The organism is Escherichia sp. WS1451 (genome assembly GCF_046487365.1).
GTDB lineage: Bacteria > Pseudomonadota > Gammaproteobacteria > Enterobacterales > Enterobacteriaceae > Escherichia > Escherichia coli.
In genome coordinates, this window is the sequence record NZ_JBJQJP010000003.1 from 257,423 (window position 1) to 279,540 (window position 22,118).

At 50.7% G+C, this 22,118-nt stretch carries 20 protein-coding genes and 2 tRNA genes; 3 read left to right on the plus strand and 19 right to left on the minus strand.

Annotated features, from left to right (window positions below; genetic code table 11):
• Positions 1-61 precede the first annotated feature (61 nt).
• The 7 genes from rpsO to ACJHX7_RS06600 all read right to left on the minus strand — a co-directional run bounded on the left by rpsO (position 62) and on the right by ACJHX7_RS06600 (position 6,936).
• Positions 62-331, minus strand: a complete 270-nt coding sequence (gene rpsO, locus ACJHX7_RS06570) for a 30S ribosomal protein S15 (protein WP_000059466.1) — start codon at positions 329-331, stop codon at positions 62-64.
• Positions 332-479: 148 nt separating this feature from the next.
• A complete protein-coding gene (gene truB / locus ACJHX7_RS06575; RefSeq protein ID WP_000089698.1) occupies positions 480-1,424 on the minus strand; it encodes a tRNA pseudouridine(55) synthase TruB in 945 nt (314 codons plus the stop codon).
• Positions 1,424-1,825: a 30S ribosome-binding factor RbfA gene (gene rbfA, locus ACJHX7_RS06580; RefSeq protein ID WP_094029900.1), complete on the minus strand. Its 402-nt coding sequence runs from the start codon at positions 1,823-1,825 to the stop codon at positions 1,424-1,426. Before rbfA ends, truB begins: the two co-directional genes overlap by 1 nt.
• A gap of 163 nt (positions 1,826-1,988) precedes the next feature.
• A complete protein-coding gene (infB, locus tag ACJHX7_RS06585; protein ID WP_000133044.1) occupies positions 1,989-4,661 on the minus strand; it encodes a translation initiation factor IF-2 in 2,673 nt (890 codons plus the stop codon).
• A gap of 24 nt (positions 4,662-4,685) precedes the next feature.
• On the minus strand, positions 4,686-6,173 hold the full coding sequence (gene nusA, locus ACJHX7_RS06590) for a transcription termination factor NusA (protein WP_001031055.1): 1,488 nt from the start codon (positions 6,171-6,173) through the stop codon (positions 4,686-4,688).
• Positions 6,174-6,200: 27 nt separating this feature from the next.
• Positions 6,201-6,653 (minus strand): ribosome maturation factor RimP, encoded by a 453-nt coding sequence (gene rimP, locus ACJHX7_RS06595; RefSeq protein ID WP_001300397.1) that lies wholly within the window; start codon positions 6,651-6,653, stop codon positions 6,201-6,203.
• Between the two features lie 206 nt (positions 6,654-6,859).
• A tRNA-Met gene (locus ACJHX7_RS06600) sits at positions 6,860-6,936 on the minus strand.
• Between the two features lie 347 nt (positions 6,937-7,283).
• Here ACJHX7_RS06600 and argG point away from each other — a divergent pair.
• Positions 7,284-8,627 carry an argininosuccinate synthase gene (gene argG / locus ACJHX7_RS06605; RefSeq protein WP_000207669.1) on the plus strand — a complete coding sequence of 448 codons (1,344 nt, stop codon included), beginning with the start codon at positions 7,284-7,286 and terminating at the stop codon, positions 8,625-8,627.
• Between the two features lie 7 nt (positions 8,628-8,634).
• On the opposite strand, the gene ACJHX7_RS06610 is transcribed toward argG, so the two are convergent.
• From ACJHX7_RS06610 to rlmE, 7 genes are all read right to left on the minus strand, one after another.
• On the minus strand, positions 8,635-10,260 hold the full coding sequence (locus tag ACJHX7_RS06610; RefSeq protein WP_077770329.1) for a phosphoethanolamine transferase: 1,626 nt from the start codon (positions 10,258-10,260) through the stop codon (positions 8,635-8,637).
• 456 nt (positions 10,261-10,716) lie between these two features.
• Positions 10,717-10,803 (minus strand) — tRNA-Leu (locus ACJHX7_RS06615).
• Positions 10,804-10,817: 14 nt separating this feature from the next.
• Positions 10,818-11,150, minus strand: coding sequence for a preprotein translocase subunit SecG (secG, locus tag ACJHX7_RS06620; RefSeq protein WP_012311652.1), 333 nt, complete (start codon positions 11,148-11,150; stop codon positions 10,818-10,820).
• A gap of 227 nt (positions 11,151-11,377) precedes the next feature.
• Entirely contained in the window at positions 11,378-12,715 is a 1,338-nt protein-coding gene (gene glmM, locus ACJHX7_RS06625; protein ID WP_000071137.1) for a phosphoglucosamine mutase, read from the minus strand.
• A complete protein-coding gene (folP, locus tag ACJHX7_RS06630) occupies positions 12,708-13,556 on the minus strand; it encodes a dihydropteroate synthase (protein ID WP_000764731.1) in 849 nt (282 codons plus the stop codon). Before folP ends, glmM begins: the two co-directional genes overlap by 8 nt.
• Before the next feature lie 89 nt (positions 13,557-13,645).
• The gene (ftsH, locus tag ACJHX7_RS06635) at positions 13,646-15,580 is read right to left on the minus strand and encodes an ATP-dependent zinc metalloprotease FtsH (protein WP_001107467.1); all 1,935 of its coding nucleotides are present in this window, start codon (positions 15,578-15,580) and stop codon (positions 13,646-13,648) included.
• 99 nt (positions 15,581-15,679) lie between these two features.
• Entirely contained in the window at positions 15,680-16,309 is a 630-nt protein-coding gene (gene rlmE, locus ACJHX7_RS06640; RefSeq protein ID WP_000145975.1) for a 23S rRNA (uridine(2552)-2'-O)-methyltransferase RlmE, read from the minus strand.
• A 125-nt stretch (positions 16,310-16,434) separates the two neighbouring features.
• Between rlmE and yhbY the strand changes: the two genes are divergently transcribed.
• Complete coding sequence (gene yhbY, locus ACJHX7_RS06645; RefSeq protein WP_001054420.1) at positions 16,435-16,728, plus strand: ribosome assembly RNA-binding protein YhbY; 294 nt, start codon at positions 16,435-16,437, stop codon at positions 16,726-16,728.
• 155 nt (positions 16,729-16,883) lie between these two features.
• On the opposite strand, the gene greA is transcribed toward yhbY, so the two are convergent.
• Positions 16,884-17,360 carry a transcription elongation factor GreA gene (gene greA / locus ACJHX7_RS06650; RefSeq protein WP_001148001.1) on the minus strand — a complete coding sequence of 159 codons (477 nt, stop codon included), beginning with the start codon at positions 17,358-17,360 and terminating at the stop codon, positions 16,884-16,886.
• A 248-nt stretch (positions 17,361-17,608) separates the two neighbouring features.
• On the opposite strand from greA, the gene dacB reads away from it, so the two are divergent.
• Positions 17,609-19,042, plus strand: coding sequence for a serine-type D-Ala-D-Ala carboxypeptidase (gene dacB / locus ACJHX7_RS06655; protein ID WP_001212619.1), 1,434 nt, complete (start codon positions 17,609-17,611; stop codon positions 19,040-19,042).
• Positions 19,043-19,081: 39 nt separating this feature from the next.
• On the opposite strand, the gene cgtA is transcribed toward dacB, so the two are convergent.
• The 4 genes from cgtA to rplU all read right to left on the minus strand — a co-directional run bounded on the left by cgtA (position 19,082) and on the right by rplU (position 21,951).
• On the minus strand, positions 19,082-20,254 hold the full coding sequence (gene cgtA / locus ACJHX7_RS06660) for an Obg family GTPase CgtA (protein ID WP_000673561.1): 1,173 nt from the start codon (positions 20,252-20,254) through the stop codon (positions 19,082-19,084).
• Positions 20,255-20,269: 15 nt separating this feature from the next.
• The gene (locus ACJHX7_RS06665; RefSeq protein ID WP_052912202.1) at positions 20,270-21,235 is read right to left on the minus strand and encodes a DMT family transporter; all 966 of its coding nucleotides are present in this window, start codon (positions 21,233-21,235) and stop codon (positions 20,270-20,272) included.
• A 126-nt stretch (positions 21,236-21,361) separates the two neighbouring features.
• Positions 21,362-21,619, minus strand: coding sequence for a 50S ribosomal protein L27 (gene rpmA / locus ACJHX7_RS06670; RefSeq protein WP_000940595.1), 258 nt, complete (start codon positions 21,617-21,619; stop codon positions 21,362-21,364).
• Between the two features lie 20 nt (positions 21,620-21,639).
• A complete protein-coding gene (gene rplU / locus ACJHX7_RS06675) occupies positions 21,640-21,951 on the minus strand; it encodes a 50S ribosomal protein L21 (protein WP_000271401.1) in 312 nt (103 codons plus the stop codon).
• Positions 21,952-22,118: the final 167 nt, after the last annotated feature.

Here is a 22,118-nt window from a genome sequence, read left to right on the forward strand (position 1 = left end):
TTGCTGCCGTCAGCTTGAAAAAAGGGGCCACTCAGGCCCCCTTTTCTGAAACTCGCAAGAATTAGCGACGCAGACCCAGGCGCTCGATGAGCTGGGTGTAACGTGCTACGTCTTTACGTTTCAGGTAGTCGAGCAGTTTACGACGCTGAGAAACCATGCGCAGCAGACCACGACGGCTGTGGTGATCTTTTTTGTGCTCTGCAAAGTGGCCCTGCAGGTGGTTGATCTGTGCAGTCAGCAGTGCTACCTGAACTTCGGTAGAACCGGTGTCGTTTGCGTCACGACCAAACTCAGAAACGATTTTAGCTGTTGCTTCAGTACTTAGAGACATTTTAAAACTCCAAAGTATATAGAATGAAAGGACGCCGATCTCTAATTCAGCGATCCCAGTGTACGTTACGCAAAGTGTTAAACAATTTACGCGACGTTAAGCGGCAGTATTCTACTCGTAGCGACCTGTTATCGCAAGACGGTTAACATTACGCCGGGTATTCAACCACCAGGCGACGAGGCGCGACGCGGCCTTCATCGTCAATTTCGCCCATACCGATAAACTTGCCGTTCTCACCTTCTGTAACGCGAACCAGTCCTTCCAGCGGCGCACCGGATGTACGAACCGGGTTACCATTTTTGAAGTAAACAGAAGACGTTAACGGAAGATTCACCACCGGGTAGTCCGAAGCTGGACTGTCCATTGGCATCAGTAATGGATCAAGTAACTCCGCGGCTGGAATATCCTGCTGTTCGGCTTGTTCAACCAGTTCACGCAGATGTTCCAGGGTCACCATCCGTTCAACCGGATATTTACTTACCGCCAGACGACGCAGGTAAATAACATGCGCGCCACAACCGAGTTTTTCACCCAGGTCATCAATGATGGTGCGGATATAAGTGCCTTTTGAGCAGTGAATTTCCAGCTCCAGCTCATTGCCTTCGTGGCGAATAAACAGCAATTCATAAACGGTAATCGGGCGCGCTTCACGCGGAACTTCAATGCCCTGACGCGCATATTCGTACAGTTTTTTGCCCTGGTATTTCAGTGCTGAATACATCGATGGGATCTGTTCGATATCGCCACGGAAAGTATCCAGTGCCGCCGCCAGTTGCTCTGCGCTAAAGGTTACCGGACGTTCTTCAACGATTTGTCCGTCGGCATCAGAAGTATCGGTACGCTGCCCAAGACGCGCAATGACCCGATAGCGTTTGTCGGAGTCCAGCAGATACTGGGAAAACTTCGTCGCTTCCCCGAGGCAAATCGGCAACATGCCGGTCGCCAGCGGGTCCAGCGCACCGGTATGCCCGGCACGGTTGGCGTTATAAATCCGTTTCACTTTTTGCAGCGCATCGTTGCTGGACATCCCCTGCGGTTTATCCAGCAACAAAACGCCGTTAATGTCGCGACCGCGACGACGAGGACGACTCATTAGTCCTCCTTGCTGTCGTCCGGGTTAACACGACGTTCTTCGTCATGTTTGACCACGCTGGTCACCAGGTTTGACATGCGCATCCCTTCAACCAGAGAGTTGTCGTAGAAGAAGGACAGTTCCGGCACGATACGCAGGCGCATCGCTTTCCCCAGCAGGCTGCGGATGAAACCAGAAGCTTCCTGCAACGCTTTGATGCCCGCTTTAACCGCGTCTTCATCTTTGTCGTTGAGGAACGTCACATATACTTTGGCATACGCCAGGTCGCGAGACATTTCGACACCGGAAACGGTGGTCATCATGCCCAGACGAGGATCTTTAATTTCACGCTGCAGGATGAGAGCGATCTCTTTTTGCATTTCCTGCGCTACGCGCTGCGGGCGACCAAATTCTTTCGCCATAATAAATTCTCCTGACAAAAAAGGGGCTGTTAGCCCCTTTTTAAAATTAATTTCAGGTGGAAGGGCTGTTCACGTTGGCCTGATAAGACGCGCCATCGTCGCATCAGGCAATCCATGCCGGATGCGGCGTAAACGCCTTATCCCGCATGGAACCCTAAAAACCTTAAGCGATGGTACGTTGGATTTCGATGATTTCGAATACTTCGATCACATCGCCAGTGCGGACGTCGTTGTAGTTCTTAACGCCGATACCACATTCCATACCGTTACGGACTTCGTTAACGTCATCTTTGAAGCGGCGCAGGGACTCCAGCTCGCCTTCGTAGATAACCACGTTGTCGCGCAGAACGCGGATCGGGTTGTGACGTTTAACCACACCTTCGGTAACCATACAGCCTGCGATGGCACCAAATTTCGGTGATTTGAATACGTCACGAACTTCCGCCAGACCGATAATCTGTTGTTTCAGTTCCGGAGACAGCATACCGCTCATTGCCGCTTTCACTTCGTCGATCAGGTTATAGATGACGGAGTAGTAACGCAGATCCAGGCTTTCCGCTTCAATTACTTTACGTGCAGAGGCATCAGCACGTACGTTGAAGCCAACCAGGATGGCGTTGGACGCCGCAGCCAGGGTAGCGTCGGTTTCGGTGATACCACCTACGCCAGAACCGATGATCTTCACTTTAACTTCGTCAGTAGACAGTTTCAGCAAGGAGTCGGAGATAGCTTCCACAGAACCCTGTACGTCTGCCTTCAGGACGATATTCACTTCGTGAACTTCGCCTTCGGTCATGTTGGCGAACATGTTCTCGAGTTTAGATTTCTGCTGACGCGCCAGTTTAACTTCGCGGAATTTACCCTGACGATAGAGTGCAACTTCACGCGCTTTCTTCTCGTCACGTACAACGGTAACTTCATCACCCGCAGCCGGAACGCCGGACAGGCCGAGGATTTCCACCGGAATGGACGGACCCGCTTCCAGCACTTCCTGACCCAGTTCGTTACGCATCGCACGAACACGACCGTATTCGAAGCCACACAGAACGATATCGCCCTTGTGCAGAGTACCTTCACGTACCAGAACGGTAGCAACCGGACCACGACCTTTATCGAGGAAGGATTCGATAACCGCACCGCTCGCCATGCCTTTACGTACCGCTTTCAGTTCCAGAACTTCCGCCTGCAGCAGGATAGCGTCCAGCAGCTCATCGATACCAGTACCCGCTTTCGCAGACACATGTACGAACTGGCTTTCACCGCCCCACTCTTCCGGCAGGATGCCATACTGGGAGAGTTCGTTCTTAACACGATCCGGATCGGCTTCTGGTTTATCGATCTTGTTCACTGCAACGACCACCGGAACCTGCGCCGCTTTCGCGTGCTGGATTGCTTCGATGGTCTGCGGCATTACGCCGTCGTCGGCAGCAACAACCAGGACTACGATGTCCGTTGCCTGCGCACCACGAGCACGCATTGAAGTAAACGCGGCGTGCCCCGGGGTGTCCAGGAAGGTGATCATGCCGTTTTCAGTTTCAACGTGGTATGCACCAATGTGCTGGGTAATGCCGCCCGCTTCGCCAGAGGCCACTTTCGTTGAACGAATGTAGTCCAGCAGAGAGGTTTTACCGTGGTCAACGTGACCCATGATGGTCACAACCGGCGCACGCGGTTCAGCCGCAGCACCCGTGTCACGGTCGCTCATTACCGCCTCTTCCAGCTCGTTTTCACGACGCAGGATAACTTTGTGGCCCATCTCTTCAGCAACCAGCTGTGCGGTTTCCTGATCGATAACCTGGTTGATGGTTGCCATTGCGCCCAGTTTCATCATCGCTTTGATGACCTGAGAGCCTTTAACCGCCATCTTGTTCGCCAGTTCGCCAACGGTGATGGTTTCACCGATCACAACGTCACGGTTAACGGCCTGAGCAGGCTTCTGGAAGCCTTGCTGCAGCGAAGAACCTTTACGTTTTCCGCCTTTACCGCCACGTACTGCTGCGCGTGCTTCTTCACGATCAGCTTTTGATTCAGCGTGTTTGTTGCCTTTCTTCGGACGCGCAGCTTTCGCGTTACGACCACGGCCACGGCCGCCTTCGACTTCACGATCGCTTTCGTCTTCTGCCTGGCGAGCATGTTGAGAAGTAGTGACGTGATAATCGCTGGAATCTTCAGTCGGTTCCGCGTTATCAGTCCATTTGTTTTCTTCCGCCATACGACGTGCTTCTTCAGCAACGCGACGTGCTTCTTCTTCGAGTTTACGACGCGCTTCTTCTTCGGCTTTACGCTTGAGCTCTGCAGCTTCCTGCTCACGGCGGGCTTTTTCAGCCTGGGCGTTTTTAGTCATATCGTCTTGTTGATTGCTCACTTTGTCTTTTTCCGCAGCTTCACGTTTCGCTTGTTCAGCAGCTTCACGCTTAGCTTGTTCTGCGGCCTCACGTTCAGCTTTTTGTTGCGCCTCACGTTTGGCCGATTCTTCTGCCTCACGACGGGCTTGCTCTTCCGCTTCACGCTGCGCTTGCTCTTCCGCAGCAAGGCGTTCAGCCTCTTGCGGATCGCGTTTCACAAAGGTGCGTTTCTTGCGGACTTCGATTTGTACCGATTTGCTTTTTCCACCGGTACCAGGAATGTTAAGGGTGCTGCGTGTTTTACGTTGCAGCGTCAATTTGTCCGGGCCTGAATTTTTCTGATTCAGGTGGTCAATCAAAGTCTGTTTCTCTTGTGCAGACACAGAGTCGTCAGCAGACTTCCGGATACCTGCATCAGCAAATTGCTGTACCAGGCGTTCCACGGAGGTCTGTCGCTCTGCGGCCAGCGTTTTAATCGTTACATCTGTCATGCTGTTCCTTCCTGCTACAGTTTATTACGCTTCGTCACCGAACCAGCAAATATTACGGGCAGCCATAATCAGTGCTCCGGCTTTTTCGTCGGTCAACCCTTCGATATCAGCCAGATCATCAATGCCCTGTTCGGCGAGATCTTCCAGCGTACAAACGCCACGGGCGGCCAGTTTGAATGCCAAATCACGATCTATCCCTTCAAGGTTCAGCAGATCGTCAGCCGGTTTGTTATCACCGAGGCTTTCTTCCTGGGCCTGTGCAATGGTGGCCAGTGCATTTTTAGCACGCTCGCGCAGTGCTTCAACGGTCGGCTCATCAAGGCCTTCGATTTCCAACAGCTCTTTCATCGGCACATAGGCCAGTTCTTCCAGCGTCGAGAAGCCTTCTTCTACCAGAACAGTCGCGAAGTCTTCGTCGATGTCGAGATATTTGGTGAAGGTGTCGATCGCTGCGTGCGCTTCCGCCTGATGCTTAGCCTGCAGGTCGTCAACGGTCATTACGTTGAGTTCCCAACCGCTCAGCTGCGAAGCCAGACGCACGTTCTGACCGTTACGGCCAATCGCCTGCGCCAGGTTACCGGCTTCAACGGCGATATCCATGGTGTGTTTATCTTCATCCACCACGATAGAAGCAACGTCTGCCGGTGCCATTGCGTTAATCACGAACTGCGCCGGGTTATCATCCCACAGGACGATATCGATACGCTCGCCGCCCAGTTCAGTAGAAACCGCCTGAACACGCGCGCCACGCATACCTACGCAAGCACCTACCGGATCGATACGTTTATCGTTGGTTTTCACCGCGATTTTCGCACGAGAACCCGGATCGCGAGCCGCTGCTTTAATTTCAATCACTTCTTCGCCGATTTCCGGCACTTCAATGCGGAACAGTTCGATCAGCATTTCCGGCTTGGAACGGGTGACGAACAGTTGAGCGCCACGCGCTTCCGGGCGAACGGAATAGAGCACGCCACGAACGCGGTCGCCAGGACGGAAGTTTTCACGCGGCAGCATATCTTCGCGCAGGATCACGGCTTCAGCGTTGTTGCCCAGATCCAGAGAGATGTTGTCGCGGTTTACTTTTTTCACCACGCCGGTGATGATTTCACCTTCGTGTTCACGGAACTGATCAACCACCATCGCACGTTCGGCTTCACGCACTTTCTGCACGATAACCTGTTTTGCCGTCTGGGTAGTGATACGGTCAAAGGTAACAGACTCAATCTGATCTTCAACGTAATCGCCCAGGTTCAGGCTTTCATCTTCATAACGTGCGGCTTCAAGGGTGATTTCCTTGGTCGGCTGGGTGACTTCATCAACAACTAACCAGCGACGGAAGGTGTCAAAATCACCGCTTTTGCGATCGATCTGTACGCGGACGTCGATCTCTTGTTCATATTTTTTCTTTGTTGCTGTCGCCAGCGCGCTTTCCAATGCTTCGAAAATCTTCTCGCGAGGTAGCGCCTTTTCATTGGATACGGCTTCAACTACAGCCAAAATTTCTTTGTTCATCGCGGGCTTTTCACCTCATCCAGACTATTAAAAGTGGGGAACCAGGTTCGCCTTCTGGATATTACTCAGCGCGAACACTTCATCTTTACCTTCGACGGTAACTGTGATCATTTCACCGTCTACCGCTTTGATAACGCCCTGCCATTTACGACGGTTTTGTACCGCCATGCGGAGAACCAGAGTCACCTCTTCTCCGACGAAACGGGCGTAGTGTTCAGCCGTGAACAGTGGGCGATCGAGACCCGGTGAGGAGACTTCCAGGTTATAAGCAACGGTGATGGGATCTTCAACATCCAGCACAGCACTTACCTGGTGGCTCACATCAGCACAATCATCAACATTGATGCCATCTTCACTATCAATATAGATGCGCAGTGTGGATGTGCGACCGCGAATAAATTCGATGCCAACCAGTTCAAAACCCAGGGCCTCAACTGGCGCAGTAATCATCTCTGTTAATTTTTGCTCTAATGTGGACAAGCCCACCCCCAAGACATAAAAAAAGGGCCTAAAGCCCAGTTATTCTGTAGTCAGATAACAAAAAACCCCGATAAATCGGGGCTTTATATAACTGAACCCTATAACCGCAACTGCGGTCTGGAGCACTTTCCAGAAGGATTTTTTCAAATCCCACTACGAAGGCCGAAGTCTTCACAGTATATTTGAAAAAGGACTCTAAGGGAAAGTGGTTGCGGGGGCCGGATTTGAACCGACGACCTTCGGGTTATGAGCCCGACGAGCTACCAGGCTGCTCCACCCCGCGCCTGAAACTTGGCAAATTCTACTCGTTTTGGGTAAAAAATGCAAATACTGCTGGGATTTGGTGTACCGAGACGGGACGTAAAATCTGCAGGCATTATAGTGATCCACGCCACATTTTGTCAACGTTTATTGCTAATCACGTGAATGAATATCCAGTTCACTTTCATTTGTTGAATACTTTTGCCTTCTCCTGCTCTCCCTTAAGCGCATTATTTTACAAAAAACACACTAAACTCTTCCTGTCTCGGATAAAAGATGATTAAATGAAAACTCATTTATTTTGCATAAAAATTCAGTGAGAGCGGAAATCCAGGCTCATCATCAGTTAATTAAGCAGGGTGTTATTTTATGACGACGATTCTCAAGCATCTCCCGGTAGGTCAACGTATTGGTATCGCTTTTTCCGGCGGTCTGGACACCAGTGCCGCACTGCTGTGGATGCGACAAAAGGGAGCGGTTCCTTATGCATATACTGCAAACCTGGGCCAGCCAGACGAAGAGGATTATGATGCGATCCCTCGTCGTGCCATGGAATACGGCGCGGAGAACGCACGTCTGATCGACTGCCGCAAACAACTGGTGGCCGAAGGTATTGCCGCTATTCAGTGTGGCGCATTTCATAACACCACTGGTGGACTGACCTATTTCAACACGACGCCGCTGGGCCGCGCCGTGACCGGCACCATGCTGGTTGCTGCTATGAAAGAAGATGGCGTGAATATCTGGGGTGACGGCAGCACCTATAAAGGAAACGATATCGAACGTTTCTACCGTTACGGTCTGCTGACCAATGCTGAACTGCAGATTTACAAACCGTGGCTTGATACTGACTTTATTGATGAACTGGGCGGCCGTCATGAGATGTCTGAATTTATGATTGCCTGCGGTTTCGACTACAAAATGTCTGTCGAAAAAGCCTACTCCACAGACTCCAACATGCTTGGTGCAACGCATGAAGCGAAGGATCTGGAATACCTCAACTCCAGCGTCAAAATCGTCAACCCCATTATGGGCGTGAAGTTTTGGGATGAGAGCGTGAAAATCCCGGCAGAAGAAGTCACAGTACGCTTTGAGCAAGGTCATCCGGTGGCGCTGAACGGTAAAACCTTTAGCGACGACATAGAAATGATGCTGGAAGCTAACCGCATCGGCGGTCGTCACGGCCTGGGCATGAGCGACCAGATTGAAAACCGTATCATCGAAGCGAAAAGCCGTGGTATTTACGAGGCTCCGGGGATGGCGCTGCTGCACATTGCGTATGAACGCCTGTTGACCGGTATTCACAACGAAGACACCATTGAGCAGTATCACGCGCATGGTCGTCAGTTGGGCCGTCTGCTGTACCAGGGGCGTTGGTTTGACTCCCAGGCGCTGATGCTGCGTGACTCTCTGCAACGCTGGGTTGCCAGCCAGATCACTGGTGAAGTTACCCTGGAGCTGCGCCGTGGGAACGATTATTCAATCCTGAATACCGTCTCAGAGAACCTGACCTACAAGCCAGAGCGTCTGACAATGGAAAAAGGCGACTCGGTGTTCTCGCCAGATGATCGTATCGGTCAACTGACCATGCGCAACCTGGATATCACCGATACCCGCGAGAAACTTTTCGGTTATGCCAAAACTGGCCTCCTCTCCTCCTCTGCCGCTTCGGGCGTGCCGCAGGTGGAGAATCTGGAAAATAAAGGCCAGTAATTCGACATCAACCCTGCCCTTCAGGGGTGGGGTTACCTTGCTTATCCTCAGTAAACTCCTTTCTTAGCATCACAAAATCGAAAACATCATGGTTTGCATCTACAACCCGTGAGTCTCCTTTATAGTGTGCAATCACTTCCTCCAGCGTTTGCGGCTGTTCCGGCTTTGTTACCCCCATCCACGCATTAATAAGGTAATTATTGTACGCAGTGGAAAAGATATCGTTTTCCGTTGTGCGATCCACGCCATCCCCAAGAACGGGGCTATACCAGATAAACATCGGGACATGATATGCCTGCTGGCTGGCCTCCCTGCCTCCATGAAAATAGACGTTCTTCTTCGTAGGGTCGCGTTCCAGGCCGTGGTCGGCAAAATACATGACCGAGGCGCGGCGATCTTTTAATAATTCAAAAACCTGACCTAGCAAACTATCTGTGTAATGAATGGAGTTGTCATAGCAGGCATCCTGATCGTCCTGCGGTTGAAACACGGCGCTGGATTGCGGATAGGCGCTACAAGCCGGTTCATGGCTTCCATTTAAATGAAGAACAATCAGTTTCTTTTGCTGCGTCTTTTGCTGTAACGCTTGCGATAAATGCGGCAACAACAATTCATCAAATCCTCTGACATAGACTGTTTCCATGGCGCGCATGGCGATACTGGTAACTGCTGTACCATTCTGCCGAAAAGCGGATTGCGAGCTTAGCCAGAAAGTCTGAAATCCTGCTTGATTAGCCATATTAATAATGTTGTCGGGGTAATTATGAATGTCATGACTCAAAACGGAATCAGCAGTTAAAGAAAGGGGAACCGACAGCGCAGTGTAAGGTGCACCGCTTATTGCTTGATTAAACAGTTTGATCTGTTTTCTTTGTGCTTCGACTTGCGGTGTCGTAGAGCGTGTATATCCATACAAAGACATATTGTCGACACGTACAGACTCCCCCACAATCAACACGTAGGTATCAATACCTGTATCCCTGACTGATAGTTGAAAATACGGCACCGTGTTTGCAATTGAGAGTAATCTTTGATGCTCTTTCGCTGCTAAAGCAAAATAATTGAGATTGAAAAACGGCGTATAGGTAGCAAATCGCGACGCTAGTATATATGGACTGAACGCCTCTTTATTTTTTGCATCTTTATAAGCAAATTGACAAGCGGAAAATAAACTTCCCGAAATGACAATCAGCAATAATATTCCTGTCACTTTTTTTGTCGGCAAGGAAACATCATATTTTATTATTACTGCAAAAAAAAGAAGGGATAAAAAGGCAAAAGCACATAGATAAGGGATATACATTCCCAGCATTTTGACAACTTCATCCGGATCACTCTGCAGCACACTAATCGCAAATCCATCATTGAAAGTTGTACCAAAGGTACACCATGAATAGAGGCTAATACTCATATCTGCCGCTGTCAGTAACACAAATGGTGCGGCAACAAGCAGGCGAAGCGGAAGGGATGATATACGTTTAACAACCAGGATGGTCAGAACGAAAAACAGCAATCGCTGAACCATATGCGCTCCGGAAGAGGCGACTAAGTTCGTAATACCAAAAACAATAACACAAAGATACAACAACCAATGAGATTTAAAACTTCTAACAAATTTGTTGAATACTGTCATCCAGAAATCCAAGTTCACAACCAATATAAACAATTATCAACAATGTTCAATTTTATATCAGACATGTTTTTCAACTCTGATCCATATCAGACCGAAACACTGTTAGTTTTTTCTTTTTAAATGATGCGGCCATTGTTCTCAGTAATTAAATAACATTATCAATGCGTCTCTAAACATTACGCAGAACGTAGCCATCAGTAGTTATACTGACAGGAGCAGGATGGTTTATCGAGAAGTAAACATATCCGTATTCGTACCGGAACTGGAGTTGACACAATAAAGTGCCAATTATGTCAGCAGAAGGGAAAAGTTTATAACTAAGGCGTACCGGCACCATCGTTTCAAAGTACCAGCTACGAGTAAAGCAACTGGACGAGATACAGATACCTGACAACCATTCCTCAGACCAGGACCAAAACGAAAAAAGACGCTTTTCAGCGTCTCTTTTCTGGAATTTGGTACCGAGGACGGGACTTGAACCCGTAAGCCCTATTGGGCACTACCACCTCAAGGTAGCGTGTCTACCAATTCCACCACCTCGGCACGGATACTACTTTTTAGTTCGGGATATCGCTGGTCGGCTTAGCCGGAGCAGCTGACTGAGTTTGTTCGGTTTTCGCCGGCGCACTCAGGTTTTCCCATTCGCTACCTTTATTGGTTTTATTGCTATTGATGTTACCCAGCACCAGACTGATGATGAAGAATAACGTTGCCAGCAGCGCCGTCATGCGGGTCATGAAGTTACCAGAACCACTTGAACCAAACAGCGTAGCGGAAGCGCCTGCTCCGAAGGAGGCTCCCATATCAGCGCCTTTACCTTGCTGCAGCATGATCAGACCAACAAGGCCAATTGCCACAATAAGGAAAACTACTAAAAGAGCTTCGTACATAATCAACCTGTTCCTTGCGGAGTTGCCGCGTACCAATGCTTCAACCAATAAAGCGGGAGTTTTTAATCTTTCCCACTGAAGCGGGTGTGAATACTAACCAAAGCGAATGACCTTCGCAAGGGCAATTTTATCGCATTGTATCAACTGCGGAAAAAAACAGCAAAACCGATGTATTCGCCGAGAAAAAAGGCGACAATCGCCGCCTTTTTAGCCAGTTATCTAACGCTTTAAACGGCTTTTACTGCATCGGCGATACGGTGTGCAAATTCAGTAACCTGCGCTTCATCTTCACCTTCTACCATCACGCGAATTAACGGTTCGGTGCCGGATTTACGCAACAGCACACGTCCACGGCTACCCAGCGCCGCTTCAACTTCTGCGGTCACAGCTTTGACTGATTCATGCTCCAGCGGATCGCCGCTACCTGCGGTGTAACGCACGTTAACCAGAATCTGCGGGAACATTTTCATGCCGCTGCAAAGGTCGTGCAGGCTCATATGGTTACGTGCCATCGCCGCCAGCACCTGCAAGCCAGCAACGATGCCGTCACCGGTAGTGGTTTTATCCAGCAGGATCACATGACCGGAGTTCTCTGCACCGATACGCCAGCCTTTCTCCTGCATTTTTTCCAGTACGTAGCGGTCACCCACTTTCGCGCGCGCAAATGGAATACCTAACTGTTTCAGCGCCAGTTCAAGCCCCATGTTGCTCATCAATGTACCCACAGCACCTCCACGCAGCTGGCCCTGACGAAGCCCCTCACGCGCGATGATATACATGATCTGATCGCCATCGACTTTATTGCCTTCATGGTCAACCATAATCACGCGATCGCCATCGCCGTCGAAGGCAATACCGAGATCCGCTTTTTCAGCCAGCACACGAGCCTGGAGCGCGCGAACGTCGGTAGCCCCCACTTCGGCATTGATATTTACACCGTTCGGCTCACAACCGATAGCGATAACGTTCGCCCCCAGTTCACGCAGCACGTTCGGCGCGATGTGGTAAGTCGCACCGTTTGCACAATCCACCACAATCTTCAGTTCACTGAGGCTAAGTTCGTTCGGGAACGTGGCTTTGCAAAACTCGATATAACGACCCGCGGCATCAACGATACGGCTGGCTTTACCCAGTTCTGCCGAATCAACACAGCTGATCTCTTTTTCCATTTCCGCTTCGATGGCCTCTTCTACTGCATCCGGTAGTTTGGTGCCGTCGATAGAGAAAAATTTAATGCCATTATCGTAGAACGGGTTATGCGATGCAGATATCACAATTCCGGCCTCTGCGCGGAAGGTACGCGTCAGATAAGCCACGGCCGGTGTTGGCATCGGACCAGTGAAGAGTGCGGAAAGGCCCGCAGCCGCCAGACCCGCTTCCAGTGCTGACTCCAGCATATAGCCAGAAATACGCGTGTCTTTACCAATGATGATCTTACGGGAGCCGTGGCGCGCCAGCACTTTACCCGCGGCCCAACCCAGCTTAAGCACAAAATCAGGGGTGATCGGCGCATCCCCTACACGACCACGAATCCCATCGGTACCGAAATATTTACGATTACTCATAGCGTTTGTTTTCCTTTGCAGACAGAGTGGCTTCCACCACCCGCATCGCTTCTACGGTTTCTTTGACGTCATGAACACGAATGATGTGCGCGCCTTGCATTGCGGCAATGACCGCACAGGCCAGACTACCGCTCAAACGCTCGGACGGCCCCACGTTCAGCAGCTGTCCAATCATCGATTTTCGTGACATACCCACCAACAGCGGCAGGTTGAAATGGTGAAATTCAGCCAGGCGCGCCAGTAATGAATAGTTATGGGAGAGATTTTTACCGAAACCGAATCCGGGGTCGAGCAACAATTTCTCTTTTGCGATACCCGCCTGCTCGCAACGTGCTATTTGCTCAATAAAGTAGCGATTCACTTCTGCAAAGACATCGTCATACTTCGGCGCTTCCTGCATGGTTTTTGGATTTCCCTGCATATGCATCAGACAAACCGGTAAACCGGTTTCTGCAGCCGCCTCCAGAGCGCCAGGTTCGGAAAGGGAGCGGATATCGTTAATAATGTGAGCGCCAACTTTCGCTGACTCACGGATGACTTCTGGTTTGGATGTATCTACCGAGATCCAGACTTCGAAGCGTTGAGCAATTGCCTCAACCACAGGAATAACACGTTGCAACTCTTCTTCAACGCTAACTTCCGCCGCTCCTGGGCGCGTGGACTCGCCACCAACGTCAATGATCGTCGCGCCAGCGTTGATCATCAGATTCGCATGTTTCACGGCATCTATCAGCGAGTTATGCGTGCCGCCATCCGAAAAGGAATCAGGCGTGACGTTGAGGATCCCCATTACGTGAGGATGGCTAAGGTCCAGTGAAGTGCCCTGGGCAAAGAGTTTCATGGTGTTATCCCTGGTATGAATTGATAAGAAAAAACCCCGGAGCACGCCCCGGGGTTTTCGGTACAAATACAGTCATCTGATGCGGGAACTTACTTGTCGCCTAACTGCTCTGACATGGTGTTACCCGGGTTCGGCGTACGCGGTTCATCAACCGGACGTGGAGCCTTTGGACTACCATTGTCGCCAGAATTGTTAGAAGCGCCTGGTTCTTCCCAGCCCGCTGGCGGACGTACATCGCGACGTGCCATCAGGTCATCAATCTGCGGTGCGTCGATAGTCTCATATTTCATGAGAGCATCTTTCATCGCATGCAGAATATCCATATTGTCGGTCAGAAGCTGACGCGCACGATTATAGTTACGCTCAATCAGTGCTTTCACTTCCTGGTCGATGATACGTGCAGTTTCATCGGACATATGTTTCGCTTTCGCTACGCTACGGCCGAGGAACACTTCACCTTCTTCTTCCGCGTACAGCAGTGGACCCAATTTCTCAGAGAAGCCCCACTGAGTCACCATGTTACGTGCCAGGTTGGTCGCAACTTTAATATCGTTGGACGCACCGGTAGAAACATGTTCCGGCCCGTAGATGATCTCTTCTGCCAGACGACCACCGTACAGCGTAGAAATCTGGCTTTCCAGTTTCTGACGGCTGGCGCTGATTGCGTCGCCCTCAGGCAAGAAGAAAGTCACACCCAGCGCACGACCGCGTGGGATAATCGTCACTTTGTGCACCGGATCGTGCTCCGGCACCAGGCGACCGATAATCGCATGACCCGCTTCGTGGTAAGCCGTCGATTCTTTCTGTGCTTCCGTCATCACCATGGAGCGACGTTCCGCACCCATCATGATTTTGTCTTTCGCTTTCTCGAACTCAACCATCGACACAACGCGTTTGTTGCCACGAGCAGCGAACAGTGCCGCTTCGTTCACCAGGTTCGCCAGGTCAGCACCGGAGAAACCAGGAGTACCACGGGCAATGATTGCCGCGTCGATATCGGGTGCCAATGGTACGCGACGCATGTGAACTTTCAGGATCTGCTCACGACCGCGAACATCTGGCAAGCCAACCACAACCTGACGGTCGAAACGGCCAGGACGCAGCAGGGCTGGGTCGAGAACGTCTGGACGGTTAGTCGCAGCGATAACGATGATACCTTCGTTACCTTCAAAACCATCCATCTCAACCAGCATCTGGTTCAAAGTCTGTTCACGTTCATCGTGACCACCGCCCAGACCTGCGCCACGCTGGCGGCCTACGGCGTCGATTTCATCGATAAAGATGATGCACGGTGCTGCTTTCTTCGCCTGTTCGAACATATCACGAACACGGGATGCACCCACACCGACGAACATTTCTACGAAGTCAGAACCGGAGATAGTAAAGAACGGAACTTTTGCTTCGCCTGCAATCGCTTTCGCCAGCAGCGTTTTACCGGTACCCGGAGGACCGACCATCAGGACGCCTTTCGGGATCTTACCGCCGAGTTTCTGGAAGCGGCTCGGCTCGCGCAGATACTCAACCAGTTCAGCAACTTCTTCTTTTGCTTCGTCGCAGCCCGCAACGTCAGCAAAGGTCGTTTTGATCTGATCTTCCGTCAGCATGCGCGCTTTGCTCTTACCAAACGACATGGCACCTTTGCCACCGCCGCCCTGCATTTGACGCATGAAGAAGATCCAGACACCAATCAGCAACAGCATCGGGAACCAGGAGATGAAGATAGAAGCCAGCAGACTTGGTTCTTCAGGCGGTTCACCGACAACCTTGACGTTCTTGGTCAACAGGTTATCCAGTAATTTCGGATCCTGAACCGGAATGTAAGTGGTATAACGGTTACTATCTTTCTTGGTAACGTTGATTTCACGTCCGTTGATACGCGCTTCACGAACCTGGTCGTTATTGACCTCTTGTAGGAAGGTAGAGTAATCCACCTTACGGCCATTAGACTCGCTGGGCCCAAAGCTCTGGAATACTGACATCAGCACAACGGCAATGACCAGCCAGAGTATTAGGTTTTTCGCCATGTCACTCAAGGGATTAACCTCTTATTACAACTGTGTTAAAAACAGCGTCAGGATACTCTATATCCAGCATCTTTCAAACTTTCGTCTGAAATCTCCCGGTTAGGGTTTACGCCCGGTCGCTACAATATACACTTCCCGCGAACGTGCACGAGAAGAGTCCGGCTTACGAACTTTGACCTTCGTAAACAGGGAGCGAATTTCCCTTAGATACTCATCGAAACCTTCGCCCTGGAACACCTTCACAACAAAACTGCCACCTGGAGCTAATACATCACGACACATTTCTAGCGCCAGTTCCACCAGATACATGGCACGGGGGATATCCACCGCCGGTGTTCCGCTCATGTTTGGTGCCATATCGGACATGACAACCTGGACTTTGCTGTCGCCAACGCGCTCCAGCAGTGCTTTCATCACCAGTTCATCACGAAAATCGCCCTGAAGAAAGTCCACACCAACGATAGGATCCATAGGTAAAAGATCGCAAGCGATGATGCGGCCTTTGCCGCCAATTTGGGTGACCACATATTGTGACCAACCACCCGGAGCAGCACCAAGGTCGACAACCGTCATTCCCGGTTTAAAGAGTTTGTCACTTTGCTGTATTTCATCAAGTTTAAACCAGGCACGGGAACGTAACCCCTTTTTCTGTGCCTGTTGAACATATTTATCGCTAAAGTGTTCCTGAAGCCAGCGGCTGGAGCTGGCAGAACGCTTCTTACCTGTCATTTAACTTTCCCATTGGGATAACTCATCGTAACCAATTGCGTAAATTTTTACGCGCCTATTTGGTGATATATGGGAGATGGCGGTAGAATGACCCGTTTTCAATCCCAACGTAAGCAAAAAATACGATGAATCTGAGTACTAAACAAAAACAGCACCTGAAAGGTCTGGCACATCCGCTCAAGCCAGTTGTTCTGCTTGGCAGTAATGGTTTGACCGAAGGGGTGCTGGCCGAGATTGAACAAGCGTTAGAGCACCATGAACTCATCAAGGTGAAAATCGCCACCGAAGATCGCGAAACTAAAACCTTGATCGTGGAAGCTATCGTGCGCGAAACCGGCGCCTGTAATGTACAGGTCATCGGTAAAACGCTGGTGCTTTATCGCCCAACTAAAGAACGTAAAATCTCGCTGCCACGCTAAGATTATCCTAAAGTTACACACATTTGCTGTGTAAAACGAGGGGTTTTCCGCAGGCAGGAGAGCAAAATGCCACGCTCTGTTCGTTGATAAAAGGCCGCATAGCGGCCTTTTTCCTTTCTTTACAATACATCAACATCTTGAGTATTGGGTAATTCTTACAGGTATTCCACCTTAATTACTTCAAATTCTACTTCGCCGCCCGGCGTTTTGATGACCACAACATCATCTTCTTCTTTGCCGATCAGGCCACGAGCAATAGGCGAGTTTACAGAAATCAGGTTTTGTTTAAAGTCAGCTTCGTCATCGCCAACGATGCGATAAGTCTGTTCTTCGTCAGAATCGAGATTCAGCACCGTTACGGTAGCACCAAAAATAACGCGCCCATTGTTGGGCATTTTGGTGACATCAATCACCTGCGCGTTCGACAGCTTGGCTTCGATGTCTTTGATACGGCCTTCGCAAAAGCCCTGCTGTTCACGAGCTGCGTGGTATTCGGCGTTTTCTTTCAGGTCGCCATGCTCACGCGCTTCCGCGATAGCAGCAATGATTTCAGGACGGCGCACAGATTTCAGAAAATCCAGCTCTTCGCGTAATTTTTCAGCGCCGCGTAAGGTCATCGGAATAGCTTGCATTTGTTATACCTCTTGAATATTCCTGATGGGGCAAGTCTTCACCCACCCCGGCTGTTCGGCCTGCCCGGCATAACTCCTCACCGGGACCAGAAGCAAAAAAAATACCGACCCGGGTACAGGTCCCAGGTCAGCTACAATTCACATTTTGATAGTCATTTTACCCTGAAGTTCCCGAAGGGTCATCGTTTACTTTATAGGGCGTTGCGCCGTAGTATGACGGCTCGATTCCAGGTTGTTAGCGCGAGATTATGCGATTTTCCAGATTTATCATCGGATTGACCAGCTGTATAGCGTTCAGTGTTCAGGCCGCAAATGTTGATGAGTACATTACTCAACTCCCCGCGGGTGCCAACCTTGCCCTGATGGTGCAAAAAGTCGGCGCGTCGGCCCCCGCTATTGATTACCACAGTCAGCAGATGGCGCTGCCCGCCAGTACGCAGAAAGTGATTACTGCGCTGGCGGCGTTGATTCAACTCGGCCCCGATTTTCGTTTTACCACGACGCTTGAAACCAAAGGTAATGTGGAAAACGGTGTACTTAAGGGTGACTTAGTAGCGCGATTTGGTGCCGATCCGACGTTAAAACGTCAGGATATTCGCAATATGGTCGCGACTTTGAAAAAATCTGGCGTCAACCAAATCGATGGCAATGTGTTGATAGATACCTCCATTTTCGCCAGCCACGATAAAGCCCCCGGCTGGCCATGGAATGACATGACACAATGCTTTAGCGCTCCGCCTGCCGCCGCCATAGTTGACCGCAACTGTTTCTCCGTCTCGCTCTATAGTGCCCCAAAACCTGGTGATATGGCTTTTATACGCGTGGCATCTTATTACCCCGTTACGATGTTCAGCCAGGTACGCACCCTCCCCCGTGGTTCTGCCGAAGCGCAATACTGCGAGCTGGATGTGGTGCCAGGCGACCTGAACCGCTTTACGCTGACCGGATGCCTGCCACAACGTTCTGAGCCGCTCCCGTTGGCTTTTGCCGTGCAGGATGGTGCCAGCTATGCTGGGGCAATTCTGAAAGATGAGTTAAAACAGGCAGGTATCACCTGGAGCGGAACACTGCTACGCCAGACTCAGGTTAACGAACCTGGAACGGTAGTTGCCAGTAAACAGTCGGCCCCGCTGCACGATCTGCTTAAGATTATGCTGAAAAAGTCGGACAACATGATTGCCGATACGGTTTTCCGCATGATCGGCCATGCGCGCTTCAATGTGCCTGGAACATGGCGGGCCGGGTCGGACGCCGTGCGTCAGATCCTGCGCCAGCAAGCCGGTGTCGATATTGGTAACACCATTATTGCCGATGGTTCAGGGCTTTCGCGGCATAACCTGATTGCCCCCGCCACCATGATGCAGGTGCTGCAATACATTGCCCAACACGACAATGAACTTAACTTTATCTCTATGCTGCCGCTGGCGGGCTATGACGGCTCTTTGCAGTACCGTGCAGGTCTGCATCAGGCGGGCGTGGATGGCAAAGTCTCAGCGAAAACCGGCTCGTTGCAGGGGGTATATAACCTGGCGGGATTCATTACCACGGCGAGCGGGCAACGAATGGCGTTTGTGCAATATCTTTCTGGCTATGCAGTAGAACCGGCGGATCAGCGTAATCGCCGTATTCCGTTAGTGCGTTTTGAAAGCCGTTTGTATAAAGATATTTATCAGAACAATTAGTCAAAAAGAAACCCCGGCACATGGCCGGGGTTTTGCTGATTAACGCTTGTAAATGAACTCAACGCCTTCTTCGTCGTCTTCGTCCCAGTCGTCATCCCAGTCCTCATCATCCTCTTCAGCAATCTCTTCAAGCTGCTGGCGATGATAATCATCCCACATGAATTCGACTTTCTCTGGCTGTTTCGCTTCTTCAGCCTGCACGACCGGGTTTTCAATGATAAAGGTCATCACATCCCAGCAGAGATCTTTCACGCCCAGTCCACTCGCCGCAGAGATCAGATAATATTTATCTTCCCAGCCCAGCGCCTCAGCGATCGCTTTCGCTTTCTCTTCGGCTTCTGCCTTATCCAGCAGATCGATCTTGTTGAAGACTAACCAACGCGGTTTCGCCGCCAGATCCTGGCTGTATTTTTCCAGCTCGCTGATAATAATACGCGCGTTTTCAACCGGATCGGTGCCGTCAATCGGATCGATATCGATGAGGTGCAACAGGACGCGGCAACGTTCCAGGTGCTTCAGGAAGCGAATGCCCAGACCTGCGCCTTCCGCAGCGCCTTCAATCAGTCCTGGAATATCGGCAACAACGAAGCTCTTTTCGTTGTCCATTCGTACCACACCCAGACTTGGCACCAGAGTGGTAAACGGATAATCCGCCACTTTCGGTTTAGCCGCCGATACCGCACGAATAAAGGTCGATTTACCCGCGTTTGGCATCCCCAACATACCGACGTCAGCCAGCAGCATCAGCTCCAGCAGCAGCTCACGTTTATCGCCCGGCGTACCGTTAGTTTTCTGCCGTGGTGTACGGTTAACTGACGATTTGAAACGGGTATTGCCCAGACCGTGCCAGCCGCCCTTAGCAACCAGCAGACGCTGACCGTGTTTGGTCATATCGCCCATGGTTTCACCAGTACCCTGGTCGATTACACGCGTACCTACCGGCACTTTAATTGTGACGTCTTTACCGCGCTTACCGGTACAGTCGCGGCTTGCGCCATTCTGACCGCGCTCTGCACGGAAAGATTTTTCAAAACGATAATCGATAAGCGTGTTCAGGTTCTCGTCGGCTTCCATCCATACGTCACCACCATCACCGCCGTCGCCGCCATCCGGGCCGCCTTTCGGAATATACTTTTCGCGGCGGAAGCTCACGCAACCATTACCGCCATCACCTGCAACGACCAGAATCGATGCTTCATCAACAAACTTCATTTTATTCTCCGTAAATCATTCGCCTGCGCGGGGTTGCGATACCACCGTTGTATGCTTACGTAATCCGCCCCAAATACGATGACCAATGGCGGAATACATCGCGCCCGCAACCACGACAAACGCACCGAGATAACCTAAAAGGTTTAACATCGGTCTGGCGAAGAAATCGGGCCAGGCCAGTGATAAAAGATCTGAAAAAAACAGCGTAAACAGTGGGGTGAGCGTGATGATCGCGCTCACCTGCGCTGCCTGCCAGCGAGCCATCGCTTCCGCCAGGGCGCCATATCCTACCAAGGTATTCAGTCCGCAAAAAATTAAACATGCGAGCTGCCAGTGGCTAAGCTGCGCTATCACTCCAGGCTTTGCCAGAGGGAAGAGCGCAGTTGTACATAAAGTGTACAGTAAAAACAGGATCTGCGGTGAGGCCAGCCGACGCAATAAAACCTTTTGCGCCACGCCATAACTCACCCACACCGTCGCCGCACCGACCCCAAAGATTACTCCCCAGGTGTAATCGGTGAGCTTTGTAAATATCTCGACCAGACTGGTGTTAAAAAACATCACCAGGCCGCTCAGGAGCATCAATGCCCCTACAACCTGAGTGCTGCGCATTTTCTCTTTCAGGATAAATACGCTGGCAACCATCATGCCAACTGGCGAGAGTTGCCCAATCACCTGCGAAGCGGTCGGACTCAGGTATTGCAAGGATGAGCTGAACAGGATGAAGTTCCCAAACAGCCCGGCGGTCGCCACTGCCAACAAAATCAACCAGCGTGGCTTACGAAACACGCGTAATGGCGGCAACCTCTTCTTCACCGCAAGAATGGCACCAAGGCCAATACTCGCCATCAAGAAACGGTAAAACACGATTGTCGGAGGTTCCATCACCTCCAGCACCTGCTTCATTGCGATTGGCAACGCCCCCCAGCAAATTGCTGTGGTGAGCGCCAAAAGAATGCCAATGCCTGCCTGCTGCTTCATACCGTATTCCCTGCAAAGCGCATTTGCGGATTAACGTCGCACCATGCGCATTTTTACCGGTTATCGAATGTAAAAAGCCCCGCAACGTATTGCGGGGCTTTCATCCGTTACCGGGACGCGAAAAACTTATTCAGCTTCGATGCTGATAAATTTACGGTTTTTCGGGCCTTTAACTTCGAATTTCACTTTACCGTCTGCTTTAGCAAACAGAGTGTGGTCACGACCGCAACCTACGTTAGCGCCAGCGTGGAATTTGGTACCACGTTGACGAACGATGATGCTACCCGCCAGAACGGATTCGCCACCGAAACGCTTAACGCCCAGGCGTTTAGCTTCTGAATCGCGACCGTTACGTGTGGAGCCGCCAGCCTTTTTATGTGCCATTTGAAATCTCTCCTCAGGTCTTAGGCGCTGATGCCAGTAATTTTCACATCAGTGAACCACTGACGATGGCCCTGCTGCTTACGATAGTGTTTACGACGACGAAACTTAACGATTTTAACTTTCTCGCCACGACCGTGAGCAACAACTTCAGCTTTGATTACGCCGCCATCAACGAAAGGAACGCCGATTTTGACTTCTTCACCGTTTGCGATCATCAGCACTTCAGCGAACTCAACAGTTTCGCCAGTTGCGATGTCCAGCTTTTCCAGGCGAACGGTCTGACCTTCGCTTACTCGGTGTTGTTTACCACCACTTTGGAAAACCGCGTACATATAAAACTCCGCTTCCGCGCACACCTTTTCAATGATTCAGAGTGCGCTATAAATATTCACAATAGGGCGCGAATATTACGCAAAACGCACGCCTTTGACAAGTGCTACAGTCAATACACGAAGAAAAAAAACACAACTTGTACGGTAACGTTTATCTGTGCCATTTT